This window comes from Micromonospora sp. NPDC085948 (assembly GCF_040686315.1).
GTDB lineage: Bacteria > Actinomycetota > Actinomycetes > Mycobacteriales > Micromonosporaceae > Micromonospora.
The window spans coordinates 425,552-445,250 of record NZ_JBFBJW010000001.1; the positions used below are offsets into that span (position 1 = coordinate 425,552).

General features: G+C 72.0%; 20 protein-coding genes and 1 tRNA gene. 9 read left to right on the forward strand and 12 right to left on the reverse strand.

The window, feature by feature from the left end; translation table 11 throughout:
* The first annotated feature begins 247 nt into the window (after positions 1-247).
* From AB0O48_RS02025 to AB0O48_RS02045, 5 genes are all read left to right on the forward strand, one after another.
* Positions 248-670: an HIT family protein gene (locus tag AB0O48_RS02025; RefSeq protein ID WP_357572523.1), complete on the forward strand. Its 423-nt coding sequence runs from the start codon at positions 248-250 to the stop codon at positions 668-670.
* A 75-nt stretch (positions 671-745) separates the two neighbouring features.
* Entirely contained in the window at positions 746-1,408 is a 663-nt protein-coding gene (gene msrA / locus AB0O48_RS02030) for a peptide-methionine (S)-S-oxide reductase MsrA (protein ID WP_357241791.1), read from the forward strand.
* 384 nt (positions 1,409-1,792) lie between these two features.
* Positions 1,793-2,356, forward strand: coding sequence for a nucleotidyl transferase AbiEii/AbiGii toxin family protein (locus AB0O48_RS02035; protein ID WP_365062417.1), 564 nt, complete (start codon positions 1,793-1,795; stop codon positions 2,354-2,356).
* Between the two features lie 380 nt (positions 2,357-2,736).
* Positions 2,737-3,666 carry a ribonuclease Z gene (locus AB0O48_RS02040; RefSeq protein ID WP_357572521.1) on the forward strand — a complete coding sequence of 310 codons (930 nt, stop codon included), beginning with the start codon at positions 2,737-2,739 and terminating at the stop codon, positions 3,664-3,666.
* The gene (locus AB0O48_RS02045) at positions 3,663-4,172 is read left to right on the forward strand and encodes a GNAT family N-acetyltransferase (RefSeq protein ID WP_365062420.1); all 510 of its coding nucleotides are present in this window, start codon (positions 3,663-3,665) and stop codon (positions 4,170-4,172) included. The genes AB0O48_RS02040 and AB0O48_RS02045 overlap by 4 nt, the downstream gene beginning before the upstream one ends.
* A gap of 226 nt (positions 4,173-4,398) precedes the next feature.
* On the opposite strand, the gene AB0O48_RS02050 is transcribed toward AB0O48_RS02045, so the two are convergent.
* Together AB0O48_RS02050 and AB0O48_RS02055 are read right to left on the reverse strand one after the other, a co-directional pair.
* Entirely contained in the window at positions 4,399-5,769 is a 1,371-nt protein-coding gene (locus AB0O48_RS02050) for a cystathionine beta-synthase (protein ID WP_088946256.1), read from the reverse strand.
* A gap of 72 nt (positions 5,770-5,841) precedes the next feature.
* Positions 5,842-6,198 carry a YkvA family protein gene (locus AB0O48_RS02055; RefSeq protein ID WP_357241782.1) on the reverse strand — a complete coding sequence of 119 codons (357 nt, stop codon included), beginning with the start codon at positions 6,196-6,198 and terminating at the stop codon, positions 5,842-5,844.
* Positions 6,199-6,348: 150 nt separating this feature from the next.
* Between AB0O48_RS02055 and AB0O48_RS02060 the strand changes: the two genes are divergently transcribed.
* The 3 genes from AB0O48_RS02060 to AB0O48_RS02070 all read left to right on the forward strand — a co-directional run bounded on the left by AB0O48_RS02060 (position 6,349) and on the right by AB0O48_RS02070 (position 9,548).
* Positions 6,349-7,398 carry an SGNH/GDSL hydrolase family protein gene (locus AB0O48_RS02060; protein WP_357241780.1) on the forward strand — a complete coding sequence of 350 codons (1,050 nt, stop codon included), beginning with the start codon at positions 6,349-6,351 and terminating at the stop codon, positions 7,396-7,398.
* On the forward strand, positions 7,395-8,207 hold the full coding sequence (locus tag AB0O48_RS02065) for an SGNH/GDSL hydrolase family protein (protein ID WP_357241777.1): 813 nt from the start codon (positions 7,395-7,397) through the stop codon (positions 8,205-8,207). The genes AB0O48_RS02060 and AB0O48_RS02065 overlap by 4 nt, the downstream gene beginning before the upstream one ends.
* A 78-nt stretch (positions 8,208-8,285) precedes the next feature.
* The gene (locus tag AB0O48_RS02070) at positions 8,286-9,548 is read left to right on the forward strand and encodes an acetyl-CoA C-acetyltransferase (protein ID WP_357572518.1); all 1,263 of its coding nucleotides are present in this window, start codon (positions 8,286-8,288) and stop codon (positions 9,546-9,548) included.
* A 38-nt stretch (positions 9,549-9,586) separates the two neighbouring features.
* Here AB0O48_RS02070 and AB0O48_RS02075 read toward each other — a convergent pair whose 3' ends face one another.
* From AB0O48_RS02075 to AB0O48_RS02090, 4 genes are all read right to left on the reverse strand, one after another.
* A complete protein-coding gene (locus AB0O48_RS02075; protein WP_365062424.1) occupies positions 9,587-9,907 on the reverse strand; it encodes a hypothetical protein in 321 nt (106 codons plus the stop codon).
* Positions 9,908-9,940: 33 nt separating this feature from the next.
* Positions 9,941-10,699: a Bax inhibitor-1/YccA family protein gene (locus tag AB0O48_RS02080; protein ID WP_365062426.1), complete on the reverse strand. Its 759-nt coding sequence runs from the start codon at positions 10,697-10,699 to the stop codon at positions 9,941-9,943.
* Positions 10,700-10,850: 151 nt separating this feature from the next.
* The gene (locus tag AB0O48_RS02085; protein WP_357241764.1) at positions 10,851-11,666 is read right to left on the reverse strand and encodes a Bax inhibitor-1/YccA family protein; all 816 of its coding nucleotides are present in this window, start codon (positions 11,664-11,666) and stop codon (positions 10,851-10,853) included.
* A 107-nt stretch (positions 11,667-11,773) separates the two neighbouring features.
* Positions 11,774-11,854, reverse strand: a tRNA-Leu gene (locus AB0O48_RS02090).
* A 101-nt stretch (positions 11,855-11,955) separates the two neighbouring features.
* Here AB0O48_RS02090 and AB0O48_RS02095 point away from each other — a divergent pair.
* On the forward strand, positions 11,956-13,806 hold the full coding sequence (locus AB0O48_RS02095; RefSeq protein WP_365062428.1) for a hypothetical protein: 1,851 nt from the start codon (positions 11,956-11,958) through the stop codon (positions 13,804-13,806).
* Positions 13,807-13,881: 75 nt separating this feature from the next.
* On the opposite strand, the gene AB0O48_RS02100 is transcribed toward AB0O48_RS02095, so the two are convergent.
* The 6 genes from AB0O48_RS02100 to AB0O48_RS02125 all read right to left on the reverse strand — a co-directional run bounded on the left by AB0O48_RS02100 (position 13,882) and on the right by AB0O48_RS02125 (position 19,688).
* Positions 13,882-15,213, reverse strand: a complete 1,332-nt coding sequence (locus AB0O48_RS02100; protein ID WP_357241758.1) for an NAD(P)/FAD-dependent oxidoreductase — start codon at positions 15,211-15,213, stop codon at positions 13,882-13,884.
* Positions 15,214-15,315: 102 nt separating this feature from the next.
* Positions 15,316-15,879, reverse strand: coding sequence for a hypothetical protein (locus tag AB0O48_RS02105; protein WP_365062431.1), 564 nt, complete (start codon positions 15,877-15,879; stop codon positions 15,316-15,318).
* Positions 15,876-17,318 carry a DUF58 domain-containing protein gene (locus AB0O48_RS02110; protein ID WP_357572515.1) on the reverse strand — a complete coding sequence of 481 codons (1,443 nt, stop codon included), beginning with the start codon at positions 17,316-17,318 and terminating at the stop codon, positions 15,876-15,878. The genes AB0O48_RS02105 and AB0O48_RS02110 overlap by 4 nt, the downstream gene beginning before the upstream one ends.
* Positions 17,318-18,325, reverse strand: a complete 1,008-nt coding sequence (locus AB0O48_RS02115; RefSeq protein WP_357241749.1) for a MoxR family ATPase — start codon at positions 18,323-18,325, stop codon at positions 17,318-17,320. The genes AB0O48_RS02110 and AB0O48_RS02115 overlap by 1 nt, the downstream gene beginning before the upstream one ends.
* Positions 18,325-18,909, reverse strand: coding sequence for a hypothetical protein (locus AB0O48_RS02120; RefSeq protein ID WP_357241746.1), 585 nt, complete (start codon positions 18,907-18,909; stop codon positions 18,325-18,327). The genes AB0O48_RS02115 and AB0O48_RS02120 overlap by 1 nt, the downstream gene beginning before the upstream one ends.
* Positions 18,906-19,688 (reverse strand): DUF4129 domain-containing protein, encoded by a 783-nt coding sequence (locus tag AB0O48_RS02125; RefSeq protein WP_357241743.1) that lies wholly within the window; start codon positions 19,686-19,688, stop codon positions 18,906-18,908. The genes AB0O48_RS02120 and AB0O48_RS02125 overlap by 4 nt, the downstream gene beginning before the upstream one ends.
* Positions 19,689-19,699 lie beyond the last annotated feature (11 nt).

A 19,699-nucleotide genomic window follows, 5' to 3' on the forward strand; every position in this document is an offset into this window, starting at 1 on the left:
GTGCGTCCTTTCGGAGTCTCGACGAGCGAGACCGCGACGGCCCGGGGTCCTGAGGTCGCAACGGAATCGGATCGTCGTCGTGAGGGCGCAGTCCAAGCGGCAGCCCGCCTCGGCCGATCGGCCGGGCGTCGCTGCCGCGACAGCACGTCACCCCCGTGTGCTTATCCAGACCGGTCAATGATTATCACAGTCGATGCGCGCGTGGGGGGCACCGTGATCCGTCGGCTCGTCGGCATAGCCTGAGCGGATGAGTGGGTGCGTGTTCTGCGGGATCGTGGCGGGTGAGGTGCCGGCGTTCCGGGTCGCCGACACCCCGGACGGGGTGGCGTTCCTGGACACCCGGCCGGTGTTCAAGGGACACGTGCTGGTGGTGCCCCGAGTCCACCTGGTGACCCTGGCCGAGTTGCCGGCGGACCTGCTGCCCGGCTACTTCGCGCTGGTGCAGCGCCTGGCGGTGGCCGTGGAGACCAGTCTGGGCGCCGGCGGGACGTTCGTGGCGATGAACAACAAGGTGTCCCAGTCCGTCCCGCACCTGCACACCCACGTGGTCCCGCGCACCAAGGGCGACGGGCTGCGGGGCTTCTTCTGGCCGCGCACCCGCTACGAGGACGACGCCGAGGCCGAGGCCTACGCGGACCGCGTCGCCGCCGCACTCCCGGACGGGGCCTGACTCACACCGGCGCGGGTAAGGAAGGTGGACCCACCGGTGTTACACGCTGGGAGAGGTACGAGAGGAGATCCCCACGTGTTTTTGCGCCGTATGAACGCTGAGATGGTTTCGCCCGACCAGGCCCTGCCGGGCCGTCCGATCGCCATGCCGGTCGCCGACCGCCACGAGGTGCTGGGCACCCCGCTGAAGGGCCCGTTCCCGGAGGGCCTGCAGGTCGCGGTCTTCGGCATGGGCTGTTTCTGGGGAGCCGAGCGGCTGTTCTGGACGCTGCCGGGCGTCTACACCACCTCCGCCGGCTACGCGGGTGGCATCACCAAGAACCCGACGTACGAGGAGACGTGTTCCGGCCGGACCGGGCACGCCGAGGTCGTCCAGGTGGTGTACGACCCCAGCAAGATCAACTATGAGGACCTGCTGAAGGTCTTCTGGGAGAACCACGACCCGACCCAGGGCATGCGCCAGGGCAACGACGTGGGCACCCAGTACCGCTCGGCGATCTACACGACCACCGACGAGCAGCGGGCCATCGCGGAGTCGTCCCGGGACGCGTTCCAGCCGATCGTGAACCGGGCCGGCAAGGGTGAGATCACCACCGAGATCGCCCCGCTCGGCGACTATTTCTTTGCCGAGGACTACCACCAGCAGTACCTCGCGCCGACCAAGAACCCGAACGGGTACTGCAACCACGGCCCGAACGGCCTGAGCTGCCCGGTCGGCGTGGCCCGAGTCGGCGGCTGAACCGAGGCGTTAGGCTGAATCGAACATAGGGAGGGCACGATGAGCGGCGACAGCGCTAGCCGTCCGTACGGTTACGCCAAACCGGTCGTCGTGCCCGAATCCCTTGATCAGCTTTGCGGGCCGACATCCGGCACAGTCCAGCTACCACGCCACTTGAAGTGGTCCGGCAACCCTCGTTACGACCTAACGCAGCCCGGGCGCATCGGCGACCTGTACCGGACGGTCCTCAATGAGGCTGCGAGTCCGGCCGACCTCCACACCTACGTCAGCCGCGACTCCCTGATCCAGCTCTGGCCGTCAATGTGGTTACCCCAGGCCGTTCGCCGAGCCTGGGAAGAACGCTTCCCTCAACTCCGCAGCGCCCCTCCCCGCGCAGCCTGAACGATGCTGCCCAGTCATCTAAAGATCACCAGGATCGCTCTCGGTGCGGCCGGCCGGTTTGGCTTCGCCCTGGCCGGTGGATACGCGGTGAGCGCTCACGGGATGGGAAGTCGGCTCAGCGGCGACGTGGATCTCTTCACTGATCGGAATGACACGTTTGCCCGCCTGCTCGTCTACGGCAATGATCCAGGCGGGGAGCCGGACAAGCTGGAGATGTCGGCGGACTGGCGAGCGCACGCTCCGGTCATGTCCCCCGTCGGCCCTGTTCTCCATCCCGACGACGCCGTCGCGAACAAGATGTGTGCGCTCTTCGGCCGCGCCGAGGCTCGAGACTTCCTCGACGTGGACGCCGCGCTGCTGAGCGGCCAATACACGAGGGAACGCCTACTCGAGCTGGCTGCGGCTGCGGATCCCGGCTTCGACCCGCGTGCCTTCGCGGACGCACTGGGCGCGTTGACCCAGATCACGGACGAGGACTTCGACTGCTACGGCCTACCGGCCGCCGAGCTACCCGCCGTCCGCGACCGGTTCGCGCACTGGCGACGCGAACTCACCGACACTCCGTAGGCGCAGCGGCTGAGACCGCGTCTGCCTGTTCACATGCAATGCCCGGCCGCCGATGAGGTGGCCGGGCATTCCCGTCTGACCCTGTGATCGAAATCCGTTGCCGACCCCGCCCGGAACTCGATAACGTGGCCGTACACGTGAAAGGAGGTGGTCCAGACTTGTATAGCAATCGGACTCGTGAGGTGGCTGTCAGCTAGCCGCTGTCCTCGACAGTGATCGGTCCGCCGCAAGGCGGGCACCAGCACCATCGTCGAGACCGTGTGGCAGCGGTGCGGCGAATCCACGACAGCCACCCGACCCCCGGGGTGCCGGCCAAGTCCAGCCGGCCCGCGCACCTGCGCGGAGCGCCCCGGGGGTCGCTCCATCTCCGGGGAGCGGCGATGTCCATGCGCGAGCTGGTGATCCTCGGAACGGCCAGCCAGGCGCCGACCCGTCAGCGCAACCACAACGGGTACGTGTTGCGCTGGGACGACGAGGTGATCCTCTTCGACCCGGGTGAGGGCAGCCAGCGTCAGCTCCTGCACACCACGGTCACGGCCACCGACCTGACCCGGATCTGCGTCACCCACTTCCACGGCGACCACTGCCTCGGCCTGCCCGGCACCATCCAGCGGCTCTCCCTGGACCGGGTGCCGCACCCGGTCGCCGTGCACTTCCCGGCGGGCGGCGCCGAGTACTTCGCCCGGCTGCGGCACGCCACCTCCTTCTACGAGACCGCCGAGTTGCAGGTCACCCCGATCGAGGAGGACGGGCAGCGGATCGCGCTGCGCTGCGGCACGCTGGAGGCACGCCGGCTGCGGCACCCCATCGAGACGTACGGCTATCGCCTGGTCGAGCCGGACGGCCACCGGATGCTGCCGGAGCAACTGGCCGCGTACGGCATCAGAGGGCCGGCTGTCGGCGAGCTGATCCGCGTCGGGCACCTGGACCTCGACGGGCGTCGCGTCACCCGCGACGAGGTGAGCGTGCCCCGGCCGGGCCAGCGGTTCGCGTTCGTGATGGACACCGGCCTCTGCGACGGGGTGTACGCCCTCGCCGAGCACGCCGACCTGCTGGTCATCGAGTCGACCTTCCTGGAGTCGGAGGCCGCGCTCGCCGCCGAGGTCGGCCACCTGACCGCGGCGCAAGCCGCCCGGGTGGCCACCGAGTCCGGGGTACGCCGGCTCGTGCTCACCCATTTCTCCCAGCGCTACTCGGACCCGCGCCGGTTCCACGACGAGGCCCGCGCACACTTCGACGGTGACCTGATCATCGCCGAGGACCTGACCACGGTGCAGCTCCCACCCCGCCGGGTAGCCTCGACCGGATGATCGTCACGCTCCGCCCCGCGACCGCTCGCGACCTGATGGCGGTGGGCGCCCTGCACCAGCGCTCCCGGGTCGCCGCGTACTCGGCCTTCCTGCCGGCCGAGGCGTTGGTCGACCCGACGCCGGAGGCGATGGGGCGGTACTGGGCGGAGCGGTGGCAGTGGGAGCGGGAAAACCACCGGATGACCGTGGCCGAGCGGGCCGGGACGCTTGTCGGGTTCAGCTACCTGGGTCCGGACGACGAGGACGACCCGACCACCGGACTGCTCAACGCGATCCACCTCGACCCGGCCGAGCAGGGCCGGGGCACCGGCCGCCTGCTCATGGTGGACGCCCTGGACGCCATGCGGGCGCAGGGCTGGCGACGCGCGGTGCTCTGGGTGCTGGCCCAGAACGCGCGCGCCCGCGCCTTCTACGAGCGCGGTGGCTGGACCCCCACGGGCGACGAACGGGACGAAGCAATCGGATCAGCACAAACCCGCCAACTCCGCTACACCCGCCCCCTCTAAGCACCACCCCCAACCCCCACCCCCACCCCCACCCCAACCCCGACCCCGACCCCGACCCCGACCCCGTCGATCTTGGAGTTGTGGTGGGGACTTTGGGCATGGGTGCCCGAATTGCGCACCACCACAACTCCTTGATCGACCAGGCAGGGTGGGTGGGTGGGTGGGTAGGTGGGTGGGTAGGTGGGTGGGTGGGTGGGGCAGGGTTGGGGTTGGGGTTGGGGTTGGGTTAGTGGGCGCCCAGGTGGGCCAGGAGGTCCTGGCGGGTCAGGACGCCCTTGGGCTTGCCGTCGACCAGGACCAGGGCGGCGTCGGACTTCTCCAGCAGGCCCACCGCCTCGCTCACCGGCTGACCGCCACCGATCATCGGCAGCGGGTCGCCCATGTGCCGCTCGATGGTGTCGTGCAGGTGGGCCTGGCCGGTGAAGAGCGCGTCGAGCAGGTCCCGCTCGGCGATCGAGCCGGCCACCTCACCGGTCACCACCGGCGGCTCGGCCTTGAGGACCGGCAGCTGCGAGACGCCGTACTCGCGCATGTAGTCGATGGCGTCGCGGACCGTCTCGGTCGGGTGCACGTGCACCAGCTCGGGCAGCCCGCCCGGCTTGCTGGCCAGCGCGTCGGCAACGGTCGGCTCGGCGCCGGAGTTGTCGAGGAAGCCGTACCGGGCCATCCACGAGTCGTTGAAGATCTTGGAAAGGTAGCCCCGGCCGCCGTCCGGCAGCAGCACCACCACCACGTCGTCCGGGCCGGCCTTGCGGGCGACCTCCAGCGCGGCGACCACGGCCATACCGCAGGAGCCGCCGACCAGCAGCCCCTCCTCGCGGGCCAACCGCCGGGTCATCTCGAAGGAGGCCTTGTCGGAGACCTCGACGATCTCGTCGGCGACACCCTGGTCGTACGTCTCCGGCCAGAAGTCCTCGCCGACGCCCTCCACCAGGTAGGGCCGGCCGGTGCCGCCGGAGTAGACCGAACCCTCCGGGTCGGCCCCGATGATGCGCACCCGACCCTCGGACGCCTCCTTGAGGTAGCGCCCGATGCCGGAGATGGTGCCGCCGGTGCCGACGCCGGTCACGAAGTGGGTCAGCCCACCCTCGGTCTGCTTCCACAGCTCCGGGCCGGTGGTCTCGTAGTGCGAGCGCGGGTTGGCCGGGTTGCTGTACTGGTTGGGCTTCCAGGCGCCGGGAATCTCCCGGGTCAGCCGGTCGGAGACGTTGTAGTACGAGCGCGGATCCTCCGGGGCGACGGCGGTCGGGCAGACCACCACCTCGGCGCCGTACGCCCGGAGCACGTCCTGCTTGTCCTGGCTGACCTTGTCCGGGCAGACGAAGACGCACTTGTAGCCCTTGAGCTGGGCCACCAGGGCCAGCCCGACGCCGGTGTTGCCGCTGGTCGGCTCGACGATGGTGCCGCCGGGCTTGAGCAGGCCGGCGGCCTCGGCGTCCTCCACCATCCGCAGCGCGATCCGGTCCTTGACCGAGCCGCCCGGGTTGACGTACTCCACCTTGGCCAGCACGGTGGCCTGGATGCCCTCGGTGACGTTACGCAGACGTACCAGCGGGGTGTTGCCGATCATGTCGACGACGTTGTCGTAGTACTGCACGGTGTGCCCTTCGTTGCGGCGCCGGCAACGGCGGCCGGGCAGACGTTTCCTCGTCGCCCAGCGTACGTGCCGTCAGGGCACCAGCCCCCCGGGGATGACCGAGCTGCGGCGGGCCTCCCACTCCAGGAAGCGATCGGTCTCGGCGAGCACGCTGCCCGCCAACCACGTGATCATGACAGCGTCGTCGGCGAGCCCGAAGATCGCCAGCGGGATCTCCGGGAGCAGGTCGATCGGCGAGACGATGTACGCCGTCGCCGCCGTCATCAGGGCCAGCCGAAGGCCGCCGTCGTACTCCCCCTTGGTGGTGGCCCGGATCATCCGGGGCAACGCAGCCAACCGCGTGCCCAGCGACGGCCCCCCGCGTGCCCCGGCCGTCAGTGCCCGCGCCAGGGCCGCGAAGGCCGCGCTGCGCTTCAGTGTCTTCCCCATCGTCGCGCTCCTCTCCGCCGGATCAGCGTGGCGGGTCGGCGCAACTCGGCCGGCCTCTGCCGTACCGATACCCCGCCGCGTCGGTTTCCAGGCACTCGGGAGCCGTCACGACGACAGCGGCGTGTCGGACCGGCGCGATAATGTCGTGGTATGGGGGTGGCTGATTCCGTCGTACCCGGTGAGCGCTGGCGGCAGACCCGGCGGTTCGCCCGCCTGGCGGCGATCGGGACGGGCGCCACCGCGGCGGCCGCGGTGGCGACCGGCGGGGTGCTGCTCGGCCAGGCCCGGCAGGCCCGACGCACCATCCCGATGGCCGAGGCACCGCCGCCGCGCTGCGACGGGATCTACGGCGCGAAGTTCCCCGGCCCAGCCCTCACCATGGTCGTGCTCGGTGACTCGTCGGCCGCCGGCTACGGGGTGCACCGCCGTCGGGAGACGCCGGGCGCGCTGCTCGCCACCGGCCTGTCCCGTCGACTGCACCGGCCGGTTCAACTGCACCGCTTCGCGGTGGTCGGTGCCATCTCGTCGGCACTTCGCCACCAGGTGGAGGCGGCGCTGGAGTGCCGACCCGACATCGCGGTGATCCTCATCGGCGGCAACGACATCACCAACCGGACCCCGCGTGGGCTGGCGGTGCGCTACCTCGTCGAGGCGGTGCACACGCTGCGCGACAACGGCTGCGAGGCGGTCGTCGGCACCTGCCCCGACCTGGGGGCGATCCGTCCGATCCAGCCTCCGCTGCGGTGGCTGGCGCACCGGTGGAGCCGACAACTCGCCGCAGCCCAGACGGTCGCGGTGGTGGAGGCGGGCGGTTGGACGGTCTCCCTCGGTGATCTCCTCGGCCCCCGGTTCGCGGCGGAGCCGACCCGGATGTTCGCGTGGGACCGGTTCCATCCCTCCGCCGAGGGGTACGCGATGTGCGCCGCCGCTCTCCTGCCGACGATGCTGTCCGCGCTCGGCGCGGGGCAGGAGCGCCGGGCCACACCGACGTGGGGAGAGGGCGTACGGTCGCTGCCGGAGGCCGCGCAGGAGGCGGCCCGGCACGCCGGCACCGAGGTCAGTGGCACCCAGGTCCGGGGCCGCGACCGAGGGCCGGCCGGCCGGTGGGCGCAGTTGCGCCGCCGGGCGTTCTTCGGTGTCGTCGCGGTGCCGCAACACGGATCCGCCCCCGACGCCTCGACAGTGGAGGGACTGGCATGAACGAGCGCAGCGACCGGGGCGTGACCGCCGGCCTCGCCGGCCGGCTGGGTCGGGCAGCGGCGTTCTCGCTGCTCGCCGGCACCGTGGGCGGCGCAGCCGTCCTGGCTGGTGAGGCGTTCGTCGCCCGGCACCGGCGCTACGCCCAACCGGAGCTGGGGCTGGTCCTGCGGGCCACGATCGGCCGGGCGGGCGCTCCGCCGCTGCGGCTGGTGCTGCTCGGCGACTCGTCGGCGCTCGGCGTGGGCGTCGACCGTCTCGACGACACCATCGGCGGGCAGTTGGCCAACCTGCTCGCCGAGGGTCCGGCCGGCCGACGCGTACACCTGTCCAGCGTCGGCGTCTCGGGCTCCCGCTCGACGGACCTCGCCACCCAGGTGGCCCGGGCCCTGCTCGGTGAACGGCCCGACGTGGCGCTGATCCTGATCGGCGCGAACGACGCCACCGGGCTGCGCCGTCCCTCCGACGCGGCGGCCTATCTCGCCGCCGCTGTGCACCGGCTGCGGGAGGCGCGGGTCGAGGTGGTGGTGGGCACCTGCCCCGATCTCGGCGCGGTGCGTGCCATCGCGCCGCCGCTGCGCCAGGTGGTCGGCTGGTCGGGCCGTCGGATGGCCCGCGCGCAGACCGCCGCCGTGCTGGACGCGGGCGGCTCGGTGGTCGACCTCGCCACCGAGACCGGGCCGGTGTTCCGGGCCGACGCGGGGACGCTCTGCCACGACGGCTTCCACCCGTCCGCCGACGGCTACCGGGTGTGGGCGCACGCGCTGCTGCCCGCCATCGTCGCCGCGGCGACGGTCGCGACCCGGCGCTAGATCGTCTCCGGCCAGGGTGACATTTCCCGCCGCGTCGGCTTCTTCCGCGCCATGTTACTGGCGGGTTAACGTTGGCTCATGCCGATTGAGTCGTCCCGCGACGCCGTCATCGTCGCCACCGCCCGCTCCCCCATCGGCCGGGCGCACAAGGGGTCCCTGCGCGACGTCCGCTCCGACGACCTCGCCGCGACAATCGTCCAGGCGGCCCTGGACAAGATCCCCCAACTCGACCCGACCACGATCGACGATCTCTACCTCGGGTGCGGCCTGCCCGGGGGCGAGCAGGGCTTCAACATGGCCCGGGTGGTGTCCACCCTGCTCGGTCTGGACACGGTGCCCGGCGCCACGCTGACCCGCTACTGCGCCTCGTCGTTGCAGACCACCCGGATGGCGATGCACGCGATCCGGGCCGGCGAGGGCGACGTGTTCGTCTCCGCCGGTGTGGAGATGGTTTCCCGCTATGCCCGGGGCAGCTCCGACGGGCTGCCGCCGGAGGCGCAGGCCCTGGTCGGCGGCGGCTGGGAGAACCCGCGCTTCGCGGCGGCCGGCGAGCGCTCGAAGCAGCGCGCGCAGGGTGGCGCCGAGGTGTGGACCGACCCGCGCGAGGCCGGTGAGCTGCCCGACATCTACCTGACCATGGGGCAGACCGCGGAGAACCTGGCCCAGGTTCACGACGTGACCCGCGCCGACATGGACGAGTTCGGCGTACGCAGCCAGAACCTCGCCGAGAAGGCCATCGCCGACGGTTTCTGGGCCCGGGAGATCACCCCGGTCACCACGCCGGACGGCACCGTGGTGAGCACCGACGACGGTCCCCGGGCCGGCGTCACCCTGGACGCGGTCGCCGGCCTGAAGCCGGTGTTCCGTCCGGACGGTCGGATCACCGCCGGCAACTGCTGCCCGCTCAACGACGGCGCGGCCGCCGTGGTGGTGATGAGCGCCCAGCGGGCCGAGGAGCTGGGGCTGACCCCGTTGGCCCGGATCGTCTCCACCGGGGTGACCGCCCTGTCACCGGAGATCATGGGCCTCGGGCCGGTCGAGGCGTCCCGGCAGGCGCTGCGCCGCGCGGGCATGACCATCGACGACGTCGACCTCGTCGAGATCAACGAGGCGTTCGCGGCGCAGGTCATCCCCTCCTACCGCGAGCTGGGCGTCCCGGAGGAGAAGCTGAACGTGATGGGCGGGGCGATCGCGGTCGGTCACCCGTTCGGCATGACCGGCGCCCGGATCACCGGCACCCTGCTCAACGCCCTGGAGTGGCACGACAAGACCATCGGTCTGGAGACCATGTGTGTGGGCGGCGGCCAGGGCATGGCCATGGTGCTCGAACGGCTGAGCTGAGCTGAGGCAGCCTGCCCCCGCGCCTCACGGAGTGGGCCTCAGAGCGCGCTGCGGGTCGCCGTCACCTCGCCGGCGGCCCGCGCCAACACCTCGTCGCCGGCTCCGGTGGCCCGCAGGTCGGCCGTCACCACCCGCAACTGGTCGGGCAGCGCCAGGTCGTTGTCCAGCCGGGGCACGCTCCGGCGCGGTTCGCCCTCGGCGTCGGCGGCCAGGTTGGCGAGCTCCTGCACCAACCGGTGCACCAGGTCGGCGCGGGGCACGTTGCCGGTCGTCGCGACGGCCGCCCAGCGCGGCTGCTGCCAGTGCCCGACCTGACCGACCAGCAACCGTACGGCCTGTTCCAACTCCGCTGCGCTCATCGCCGCCGAGTCTACGGCCGACCCGCGCGCCGGTCAGCGACGCAGGTAGCTGAGCAGCCGCAGCAGCTGCCAGTAGAGGAAGACCAGACCGGTGAGCAGGCCGAACGCGCTCAGCCACGCGTACCGGCGGGGGCGGCCGTCGCGCACCGAGCGCTCGACGAGGTCGAAGTCCAGGATGAAACTGAACGCCCCGGCGATGATGGCCACCACCGAGAAGGCGTACGGCAGCCAGCCCACCTGACCACTGACGCTGTAGACCGCCAGACCCGGCCGGCCGGAGATCAGGTACGACACCAGGTTGACCACGCTGAGCACGGCGATCCCGAGCAACGTCCCGATCACCAGGCGGGCCAGCCGGGGCGTCGCCCGGATCACCCGGGCCCGGTAGAGCGCCGCCATGCCGAGGAAGACGCCGAACGTGCCGGCCACCGCCTGCACCACGATGCCCGGGTAGACCTGCTCGAAGGTGCGGCTCGCCACCCCGAGCAGCAGGCCCTGGAGCACGGCGTAGCCGACGATCGGCACCGGGTTGGTGATGCCCCGCAACGAGATGACCAGGACCAGCGCGATCGAGGCGAGCGCGCTGCCGGCCAGCGCGGCGCCGAGCCAGGCCGCGTCCGGGATCACCGCCCAGGACACCGCCGCCGCCACACCGGTGACCAGCAGCAACCCGACGGTACGGGTCACCACGTCGTCGACAGTCATCGGCTCGACGTCGCGGGCGCCGAGCACCCGGGCTTCGACCTGGCCGGTCTCGTCCAGCCGGTTGAGTACCGGGTTGTTGCTGCGCACCGCCGCCTCCTTCGCCCGCGTACCCCCAGGGCATGTGGCCCTCGCAGTCACTCTGCCCCGGGCGGACCGGCGGCGGCGGGGAAACGGCGCTGACGACGGCGCCCGCCCCCGCCGAAGCGGGAGCGGGCGCCGGTCGGCAGTGCGGACGAGGTCAGTCGTCGCCCTGGAAGTAGCTCAGCAGGCGCAGGATCTCGATGTAGAGCCAGACCAGGCTGACCAGGATGCCGAACGCGGCCACCCAGGAGTAGCGCTGCGGCAGGCCCATCCGGACGCCGTCCTCGATCTCCTTGAAGCTGAGCACGAAGCTCAGCGAGGCGACCACGATGCAGACCAGGCTGAAGCCGATGGCCAGCGGGCTGCCGTCGCGCAGGCCGGTGTTGACGCCGAACAGCGCCAGCACCAGGTTGATCATCATGACGGCGAAGAGGCCGACCATCGCCGCGATCATGCCCTTGACGAATGCCGGGGTGGCCCGGATGACCTTCGCCCGGTAGAGCATCGCCATCAGGAAGAAGATGCCGAAGCTGGCCACCGCCGCCTGGAGCACGATGCCGTCGTAGAGCGTCTCGAAGGCCTTGCTGACCATGCCGACGAAGACGCCCTCGACGACCGCGTACGCGATGACGAGCGCCGGGTTGGCCATCCGGGAGAACGAAATGATCAAGCCGAGGACCAGGCCGACGACCGCCGCGCCGATCCAGGCGGTGCCGACGAGCGCGTCGGGCACGAGCACCCAGGCGGCCGCGGCGGTGATGCCGAGGATGCCGAGCAGAGCGACGGTCTTGACGACGACATCGTCGACCGTCATCGGCGCCACGGTGGGCGGCGCGGCCGGGTAACCGGCCTGGGACGGGTACTGCTGGGGAATGCCGGGCTGTCCGTACGGCCCGGCCGGGGCGTACCCGGCGGAGCGCTCCCGCTCGGCCGCCTGGCCGAGCCGGGCGAGCACCGGGTTCGAGGTCTTCACTGTCTGGCCTCCCTCAGGGGGTCGTTTGCACGTGAACGTGCCCTTCAAGAGTAGACGGCACGGCCAAGTCCTGGTGATCACGAATGAGAATGTGTCGAGCTGGTGGGTGCCCGGGGCGGGGGTCGAACCCGCACGCCTTGCGGCAGCCGCTTTTAAGGCGGCCGTGTCTGCCTTTCCACCACCCGGGCGGGTGGCACCGGCGCGTCGACACGCGAGGTGCAGTGTCACCGTAACCGGTTAGCGGCGACCTGACGTACCCAGCACGGCTGGCCACATTAGGGTCGGTGCCGTGAGCAGCGCAGCCCCCACGGCCCCTGAGCAGGCCTTCCGCCTCGACCGTCAGGGCGACCGCCGGCCTCGGGCGGCTCGCCTGCTGGCCGCCGTCCACCGACACCGGGCGGATCTGCTCGTCGCTCTGGCCTGGGTGGCGCTCGCCGGGTGGCTCACCCACGGGCTGTGGCCCGATCCGGCCGGCCGCACCCTGGCGCTCAACCCGGAGGACCAGACCCTCTACGAATGGTTCCTGGCGGTCGACGCCCGCGCGCTGCTCGGGGACTTCGACCTGCTCACCGACCGGCTCAACGCGCCCGACGGCGTCAACCTGATGGCCAACACCACGGTGATCGCGCTCGGCATCGTCGTCGCGCCGGTCACCCTGCTGCTGGGCGCACCTGTCAGCTTCGCGCTCCTCGCCGCCGCCAACCTCGCCGGCACCGCTGTCGCCTGGTACCTGCTGCTGCACCGGATGCTGCGCGCCCGCCGACTCGCCGCCGCGCTCGGCGGTGGCCTGTGCGGCTTCGGTCCCGGCATGGTCTCGCAGACCAACAGCCACCTGCACATGACCGCCCAGTGGCTGGTGCCGGTGATCGTCTGGCTGGTGGTCCGGCTACTGCGGGCGGCCGACCCGGGGCCGGTGCCCCCCGACGAGACCGGACGGACCCGACCCGGCGGCCCGGATCGCCGACGGATGGTCACCTCGGCGGCCGGGCTGGCCGGCGCGGTCAGCGCGCAGGTGTTCATCGGTGAGGAGGTGCTCTTCCTCGCCGCCGCCACGCTGCTGGTGATGGCGATCAGCTACGCCGTGGCGGACCGGGACCTGGCCCGGCGGGTGCTGCCCGGCTTCGCCGGTGGGCTGGCCATCGCCGCCGGGCTCTCCCTGCTGGTGCTCGGTTACCCGCTGTGGTTCCAGTTCGCCGGCCCGCAGGGGGTCGCCGACGGCATGTTCACCCCGGCCTACTTCTCCGCCGACCTGAGCAGCTGGTGGGCGGTCTCCCCGCTCTCGGTGGCCGGCAGCGCCGAGGCGGCCCGGCTGACCACCGGTCCGGCCGAGTACAACACCTTCCTGGGCTGGCCCCTGCTGCTGGTCACCGTGGCCTGCGCGAGCTGGGCCGGGCGGCATCGCCGGTTGGTTTTCGCGTGCGTCGTGGCGGGCCTGGTGATGGGTGCGCTCTCGCTCGGCCCCGAGGTGGTGCTCGGTGGCACCAGGACCGCGATTCCCGGCCCGTACGCCCTGATCGGCGGGCTGCCGGTAGTGGACGGCGCGCTGCCGATGCGGTTCGCGTTGGCGTTGCTGCCGATCGTCGCGACGCTGCTCGTGCTGGCGGTGGACCGGGCTCTGCGCGGCACCGGTCGGGCCCGACGGCTGGTGCCCCTGGCCGTCTGCGCGGCACTGCTGCCGATCTTCCCCACTCCCCTGCCGACGATCGAACGGACCGCCGTGCCGGAGTTCGTCACCGGCGGCCACTGGCGGCAGTGCGTGCCACCCGGTGGGGTGTTGGTGCCGGTGCCGCTGCCCACGCCCAAGGAACCCGGACCGATGCGCTGGGCCACGGCCGCCAACGCCGCCTTCAGCCTGCCCGAGGGGTTCTTCATCGGCCCGTACGGGCGGCGCGGCACCGCGGCGATGGGCACCTTCAAGCAGCCCACGTCCGCTCTGTTGGCGGACGTCGCCCGACGCGGTGACCAACCGGCCATCGGCGAGGAGCAGCGCCGGCAGGCCACCGTGGACGCGGACTTCTGGGGCGCCTCGTGCGTGGCGCTGGCCGACGACGCCCCCCACGCGGAGAGCCTGCGAAACACCCTCGAGCAGCTCTACGGCCCCGCGACCCGGATGGCCGACGCCTGGATCTGGCGGGTCTGACCACCGCCGTCGCACAGAGAAAGGCCCCTCCCCACCGCAACCGGCAGGAAGGGGCCTTACTCGTGCGTGTTCGGGTCAGACGCGGGGGGCACCGACCGGCTGGGACGCCTCGACGAACTCCTCGCGCGGGTCGTGCAACTGCCCCAGGGCGACCACCTCACGCTTGAGGAAGAACGCCAACGACCAGTCCACCACGACCCGGACCTTGCGGTTGAACGACGGGATCCGGCTCATGTGGTACGTCCGGTGCATGACCCAGGCCGGCCAGCCGGTCATCTTGATGCCGTACACCTGGGCGACGCCCTTGTGCAGACCGAGGCTCGCGACGCTGCCGACGTGCTTGTGCTTGTAGTTGACCGGCTCGCGGCCCCGGACCACGGCCACGATGTTGTCGGCCATCCGGGCGGCCTGACGCACCGCGTGCTGGGCGCTCGGCGAGCAGAAGTTGCCCGGCTCCTTGGTGAGGTCCGGCACGGCGGCGCAGTCACCGGCGCTCCACGCGCCCTCGACCACCTGGTCACCGTCGACCACCTGAAGGGTGGGCAGGCAGGTGATCCGCCGACGGTCGTCGCGCGGGAAGTCGGTCGCGTCCAGCATCGGCGACGGCTTCACGCCAGCGGTCCACACGATCGTGTCGGACCGGAAGCTGTCACCGTCGGAGAGCTTGACCACCCCGTCGACGCAGGACTCGAGCCGGGTGTCCAGCCGGATGTCCATGTTGCGCTTCATCAGCTGCTGGACGGTGTACGCGCCCATGTCCCGGTCGACCTCGGGCAGCACCCGCTGGGTCGCCTCGACCAGCACCCAGCGAACCTCGTCCTGGTTCAGCTCCGGGTAGTAGCGCAGGGCGTCGCGGGCCATGTCCTCCATCTCGGCGAGCGCCTCGATGCCGGCGTACCCACCGCCGACGAAGGTGAAGGTCAGCGCCGACCGTCGGACGTCCGCATCCGCCGTGGCGGCTGCCACGTCGAGCCGGTCGAGGACATGGTTGCGCAGGTAGATCGCCTCGCCGATGGTCTTGAACCCGATGCCCTGCTCATGCAGACCAGGGATCGGCAGGGTGCGGGAGACCGACCCCGGGGCCACGACCACGTGGTCGTAGGTGATCTCCCGGGCCGGGCCGCTGATCGGCTGCACGGTGGCGACCTTGCGGTCGTGCTCGATCCGCGTGACCGTGCCGGCCACCATCTTGCACCGCTTCAACTCCCGGCGCAGCGGCACCACGGAGTGCCGCGGGGAGATGTTGCCCGCCGCGGCCTCGGGCAGGAACGGCTGATAGGTCATGTGCGGCTGGGGGTCCACCACCATGACCTCAGCCTCACGGGAGCTGAGCTTCTTCGACAGGCGCAGCGCCGCGTACAGACCGACGTGCCCGGCACCCACCACAAGGATCCGCTTCGGATTCACGTTGTCTATCTTTCCCCGGCCGGCTCAGGTAATGCCGCTCGCGGCCCCCATCTGTGACGGAGCACAACCCGTGTGACCTGCGTAACCCTCAGATCGCAGCCGTCACCGCCGTCGCAGCAGCCAGCCCAGCAACGCCGCCGTCCCCACGGCCAGCAGCAGCCCCAGCAGGGTCACCCACTGGTATCCGGCCTCCCCACCCATGCCCGCGGCCTGCAACAACAGCACCCCCAGCACCGCGGTGCCCAGCAGGACGCCACCCGCCCGCAGCAACCACCGGCTGATCAGCGCGGGGTCCACCACCGCGTCATAGGGCAACAGTGCGGCCAGCGCGCAGAGGGTGTGCGCCAGGTAGAGCAGGGCGGCGACGGCGAGCAGCCGCCAGAGGGCGACCGGGCGGCCGTACCCGTCGGTGGCGAGCAGCCAACCGCCGACCGTGACCAACGCCGTGAAGACCGCCCAGACCCGGCGCGGACCGAGCGCGGGCAGCAGCGCGGTCACCGCCAGAAAGAGGAGCGGTCGGCCGGAAAGCACCTCGGAGGGGAAGGCCAGGACGAACCCGGCAAACACGATGACGAAGATCCCGGCCCGCACCAGCAGCGGGGTGACACTGATGCGGGCCACCGCGTTCTGGGCGGCCCGAACCCGCCCGGTCACCGCGTCGATCATCTGCCACCAACCCTCGGAGCCGTCGCCAAACGGGCCACGTCCCGCAACACCTGGTCCAGACTGCCGGCACCGGCCCAGCGCACCACAGGTACGCCGTGCTCCCGGAGCTGCCCGATCATGACCTCCCGGTCCAGGCGCCACAGCCGGTACGCCACCTCGGCCCAGCCCAGGTCCTTCGGTGACGCCAGGTCGGTCGGCAGTGTGTCGACGGCCACCACGAACCGCCCGGCGCGGGCCAACCGGGCGAGCATCTGCGCCGACCGTTCGTCCAGCAGCGGAGTCAACACCACCACGAGCGCGTCCGAGGAGAGCAGTTGCGGGCCGAAGACCTGGTCGTACGGCTCGTGCGAGGACGGATGGACGTGCACGTCGAGCAGCCACTCGAGAACGGTCAGGTACTGCCGACGCCCGGCGGCCGGACGCAGTCGGCGAGCGCCCGGCCCGTACTCCAGCAGGGAGACCCGGTCGCCGCGGTGCAGGTAGTGCTCGGCGATCGCGGCCGTGGCCCGGACCGTGGTGTCCAGCACCGAGGCGGCACCGCTCACCCCGCCGGACCGGCCAGCCTCGGCGAGCACGTCGAGCAGCACCACCACCTCCGCGTCGCGGTCGGAGAGCGTGGCTGCCACGTGCAGCTGCCGGGCGCGCAACGACACCCGCCAGTCGATGCGACGCAGCCGGTCCCCCGGGGCGAAGATCCGTACGCCGGCCAGCTCGCCGCCCTCGCCGGGCCGGCGGGAGTGGTGCGCCCCGACCAGCCCGGCGGCGCGGGGCATGGCCTCGACAGCCTCGAACGGCTCGGTACGCGGGTACACCCGCACCCGGACCGGCTCGGTGAGCACCGCCCGGGAGACCAGCAGGCCGCCCGCCGTGGCGACCCGCGCACCGGCCGGTCCCACCGGATGCCGGCCCCAGCGCACGGCCCGGCCGGCGAGTTCCAGATCCGCCACCGTCCCGGTGGGCACCGCTGTCACGAACGGCCGGTCGGCGATCGAACGGCCCCGGCCGCTGGCCGGAGCCCCACCGTCGGCCGGCGTCGTGGCGGCGGACGGCACGTCGTCGACGGCCCCGTCGCGGGCGAAGCCGGCCCGGGTGATGCGCAGCCACGGCGACACGCGGGAACGCACCACCACCAGGTCGTAGTCGACGCTGTCCGGGTTGCCGACGCTCACCGCCGCCGTCACGTCGCCGCCCTCGACCAGCGGCCCGTCCTCATCCTGGCTGATCCACACCTGCGGCAGCGCCGTGGGCCGCCGGCGCAGCGCGTACGCGGTGCCCAGCGCGAACGGGGCGGCCAGCACGATCAGGTCGACCCGTCCCAGCAGCACCCCCGCCACCAGCAGCAGGCCGGCGAGCAGCACCGCCCGGCCGAGCGCCCAGGTGGGTGCCCAGCCAGCAGCCGGTTCCGGCTCGGTGGCCATCGGCGCGGTCGGTCCGGTCATCAGTGCCGAGGCCCGCCCGCGGCGTAGCTGGGCAGCGCGCCACTCGCCGGAGCGGGGGTGGCCTCCAGCACCTCGCCGACCACGAACGCCGGGTCGACCCGGCGCAACCACATCTCCGGGCGCAGGGTGATCCGGTGGGCCAGGGCGGGAGCGGCCACCTCCTTGACGTCCTCCGGCACCACGTAGTCCCGTCCGCCGAACACCGCGCGGACCCGGGCCAGCAGCAGCAGCGCCAACGATCCGCGCGGCGAGGCGCCGACCAGCACCGACGGGTGCTCCCGGGTGGCCGCGGTGAGGGAGACGATGTAACGGCCGATGGAGTCCTCCACCACCACGTCCTCCAGGGCGGCCTGCATGGCCCGCAGCGTGGCGGCGTCGACCACCGGCTTGATGTCCGCCTCCTCACGGCGACGGCTCATCCGGCGGCGGAGCACCTCCCACTCCTCCTCGTGCTGCGGGTAACCGAAGGAGACCCGCAGCAGGAACCTGTCCAACTGGGCCTCGGGCAGCGGGTACGTGCCCTCGTACTCGATGGGGTTGGCGGTGGCCAGCACGTGGAACGGCTCGTCCAGCTTGTAGGTCACCCCCTCCACCGAGACCTGCTTCTCCTGCATCGCCTCCAGCAGCGCGGACTGCGTCTTCGGCGGCGTCCGGTTGATCTCGTCGGCGAGCAGCAGGTTGGTGAAGACCGGCCCGGCCCGGAAGGTGAAGTCGCCGTTGCGCTGGTCATACAGGAACGAGCCGGTGACGTCGGCGGGGAGCAGGTCGGGGGTGAACTGCAACCGGCGGAAGTCCAGGCCCAGCGCCTGGGCGAACGAGCGAGCGGTGAGCGTCTTGCCCAGCCCCGGCAGATCTTCCAGCAGCACGTGGCCACCCGCCAGGATGCCGGCGAGGACCAGCTCCAACGCGTCCCGCTTGCCGACCACGACGGTGCCGACCGCGTCCAGGACCGCCCGAGCCAGGTGGCCGACCTCGGCGGGGGCAATACTCCGGTCCACGTCGTTCATCAGATCTTCTCCAGTTCGGCGACGATCACCGCGAGGTCGCGTGGCGACGGGGTGCGGCGAGGCGGGGTCTCCAGGAACGTCCACAGCCGGTCACCCAGCAGGACGCGGGCGCGGGCCGGGTCCGACTCGCGGGTGACGCCGTGCTTCAGGCGCATCCGCTCGTCGGCCAGTTCACCGATCCGGGGCAGGACCACCCCGGTAAAACGTTCGGGTCGGTTCGAGGACCAGTCCAGCGGCCGTTCCCACTGGTTGATCGCGCCACGAAGCGCGTCCCGGGTGGCCCAGTTGTAGCTGCCGTCCTCCTCACCCGTGCCGGCCCGACGAGCGGGCGGCGGCGGGGGTGGCGGCGCGAGCAGGGCGGTGATCCGGCGGACCCCCAGCACGGCGAGCACCCCGGCGATGAGTACCGGCAGCGAGACCTGGAGGCCGACCGCGCGGAGGCCGACGAGCAACACCGCGACCACCGCGGCGGCCGACAAGAGGGCGCGTACCACCGGGCCGGTCCGGGAGCGGGGTGCCTGCGGGCCTTTCGGCGCCGCCTCCTCGTCGAACGCGAGCAGGTCGTCGATGCTGGTGCTGCTCATGAGGCCACCGCCGTGAGCTCTCCGCGCAGCCGACGAAGTGCGGCGCGGGCCTGGTCGCGGGTGCGTTCGTCGACCGGGCGGGTGGCGTAGCGGGCCTCCCGGTAGACGTGCGCGAACTCGGCCAGCACCTCGGTGCTGACGATCGCCGGAACGCCGGCCGCCGGGTCACCGTGCAACAGCCGGCTGACCAGGTCGGTGGGGGTGTCCCCGGCGAGCCGGGGCACGCCGGCCGCGGCGGCGGCCTCCTCCAGGCGCACCCAGCAGGCGATCACCGCCACCCGGGGGTCGGTGTCCCGGTCGTCGAGCTCCACCAGGCCGGCGTCGAGGGCGGCGACCACCTCCCGGGCGGTGCCCTCGGCGGTACGCCGGGCCCGCTGCGTCGGCAGGGCCCGGTTGGTGCGTTTCAGTGCGCCCCGGATCAGGATCCAGGACAGGTAACCGAGGGCGGCGAGGATGGCCAGCCCGAGCAGAGCCATCGCCACGGTGGCGACCCACTCCGGGATGTGTGCCTGCGTGGCCTCACCGGCGGTACGCGGCTCGACCGGGATGGACCGCGACGGCTCGGCGGTCGGGTACTCGGGCACCCACGGGACGTCCTCCGCGGCTGGCGGGATCCGGCTGGCCCCGATCGACGAGTGCCCGGACGCCAGCGCGGCACCGCCGAGCAGTGCGGCGACCGCGGCGACCGGCCACCACCGGCGAAGCAGACCGAGCGCCGAGCGCGACACCCCCGGCTCGGCGGCCGGCAACGAAGTGGGGGCGCGTGTTCCGTCGGTCATCGCCACCACCC

Excerpts from the sequence above, each read along its gene's own strand:
- AB0O48_RS02025 (WP_357572523.1), top strand. The coding sequence starts at position 248 with ATGAGTGGGTGCGTGTTCTGCGGGATCGTGGCGGGTGAGGTGCCGGCG.
- AB0O48_RS02070 (WP_357572518.1), top strand. The coding sequence starts at position 8,286 with ATGCCGATTGAGTCGTCCCGCGACGCCGTCATCGTCGCCACCGCCCGC.
- AB0O48_RS02075 (WP_365062424.1), bottom strand. The coding sequence starts at position 9,907 with ATGAGCGCAGCGGAGTTGGAACAGGCCGTACGGTTGCTGGTCGGTCAG.
- AB0O48_RS02060 (WP_357241780.1), top strand. The coding sequence starts at position 6,349 with ATGGGGGTGGCTGATTCCGTCGTACCCGGTGAGCGCTGGCGGCAGACC.
- AB0O48_RS02040 (WP_357572521.1), top strand. The coding sequence starts at position 2,737 with ATGTCCATGCGCGAGCTGGTGATCCTCGGAACGGCCAGCCAGGCGCCG.
- AB0O48_RS02065 (WP_357241777.1), top strand. The coding sequence starts at position 7,395 with ATGAACGAGCGCAGCGACCGGGGCGTGACCGCCGGCCTCGCCGGCCGG.
- AB0O48_RS02035 (WP_365062417.1), top strand. The coding sequence starts at position 1,793 with ATGCTGCCCAGTCATCTAAAGATCACCAGGATCGCTCTCGGTGCGGCC.
- AB0O48_RS02055 (WP_357241782.1), bottom strand. The coding sequence starts at position 6,198 with ATGGGGAAGACACTGAAGCGCAGCGCGGCCTTCGCGGCCCTGGCGCGG.
- AB0O48_RS02120 (WP_357241746.1), bottom strand. The coding sequence starts at position 18,909 with ATGAGCAGCACCAGCATCGACGACCTGCTCGCGTTCGACGAGGAGGCG.
- AB0O48_RS02045 (WP_365062420.1), top strand. The coding sequence starts at position 3,663 with ATGATCGTCACGCTCCGCCCCGCGACCGCTCGCGACCTGATGGCGGTG.
- AB0O48_RS02115 (WP_357241749.1), bottom strand. The coding sequence starts at position 18,325 with ATGAACGACGTGGACCGGAGTATTGCCCCCGCCGAGGTCGGCCACCTG.
- AB0O48_RS02125 (WP_357241743.1), bottom strand. The coding sequence starts at position 19,688 with ATGACCGACGGAACACGCGCCCCCACTTCGTTGCCGGCCGCCGAGCCG.
- AB0O48_RS02105 (WP_365062431.1), bottom strand. The coding sequence starts at position 15,879 with ATGATCGACGCGGTGACCGGGCGGGTTCGGGCCGCCCAGAACGCGGTG.
- AB0O48_RS02110 (WP_357572515.1), bottom strand. The coding sequence starts at position 17,318 with ATGACCGGACCGACCGCGCCGATGGCCACCGAGCCGGAACCGGCTGCT.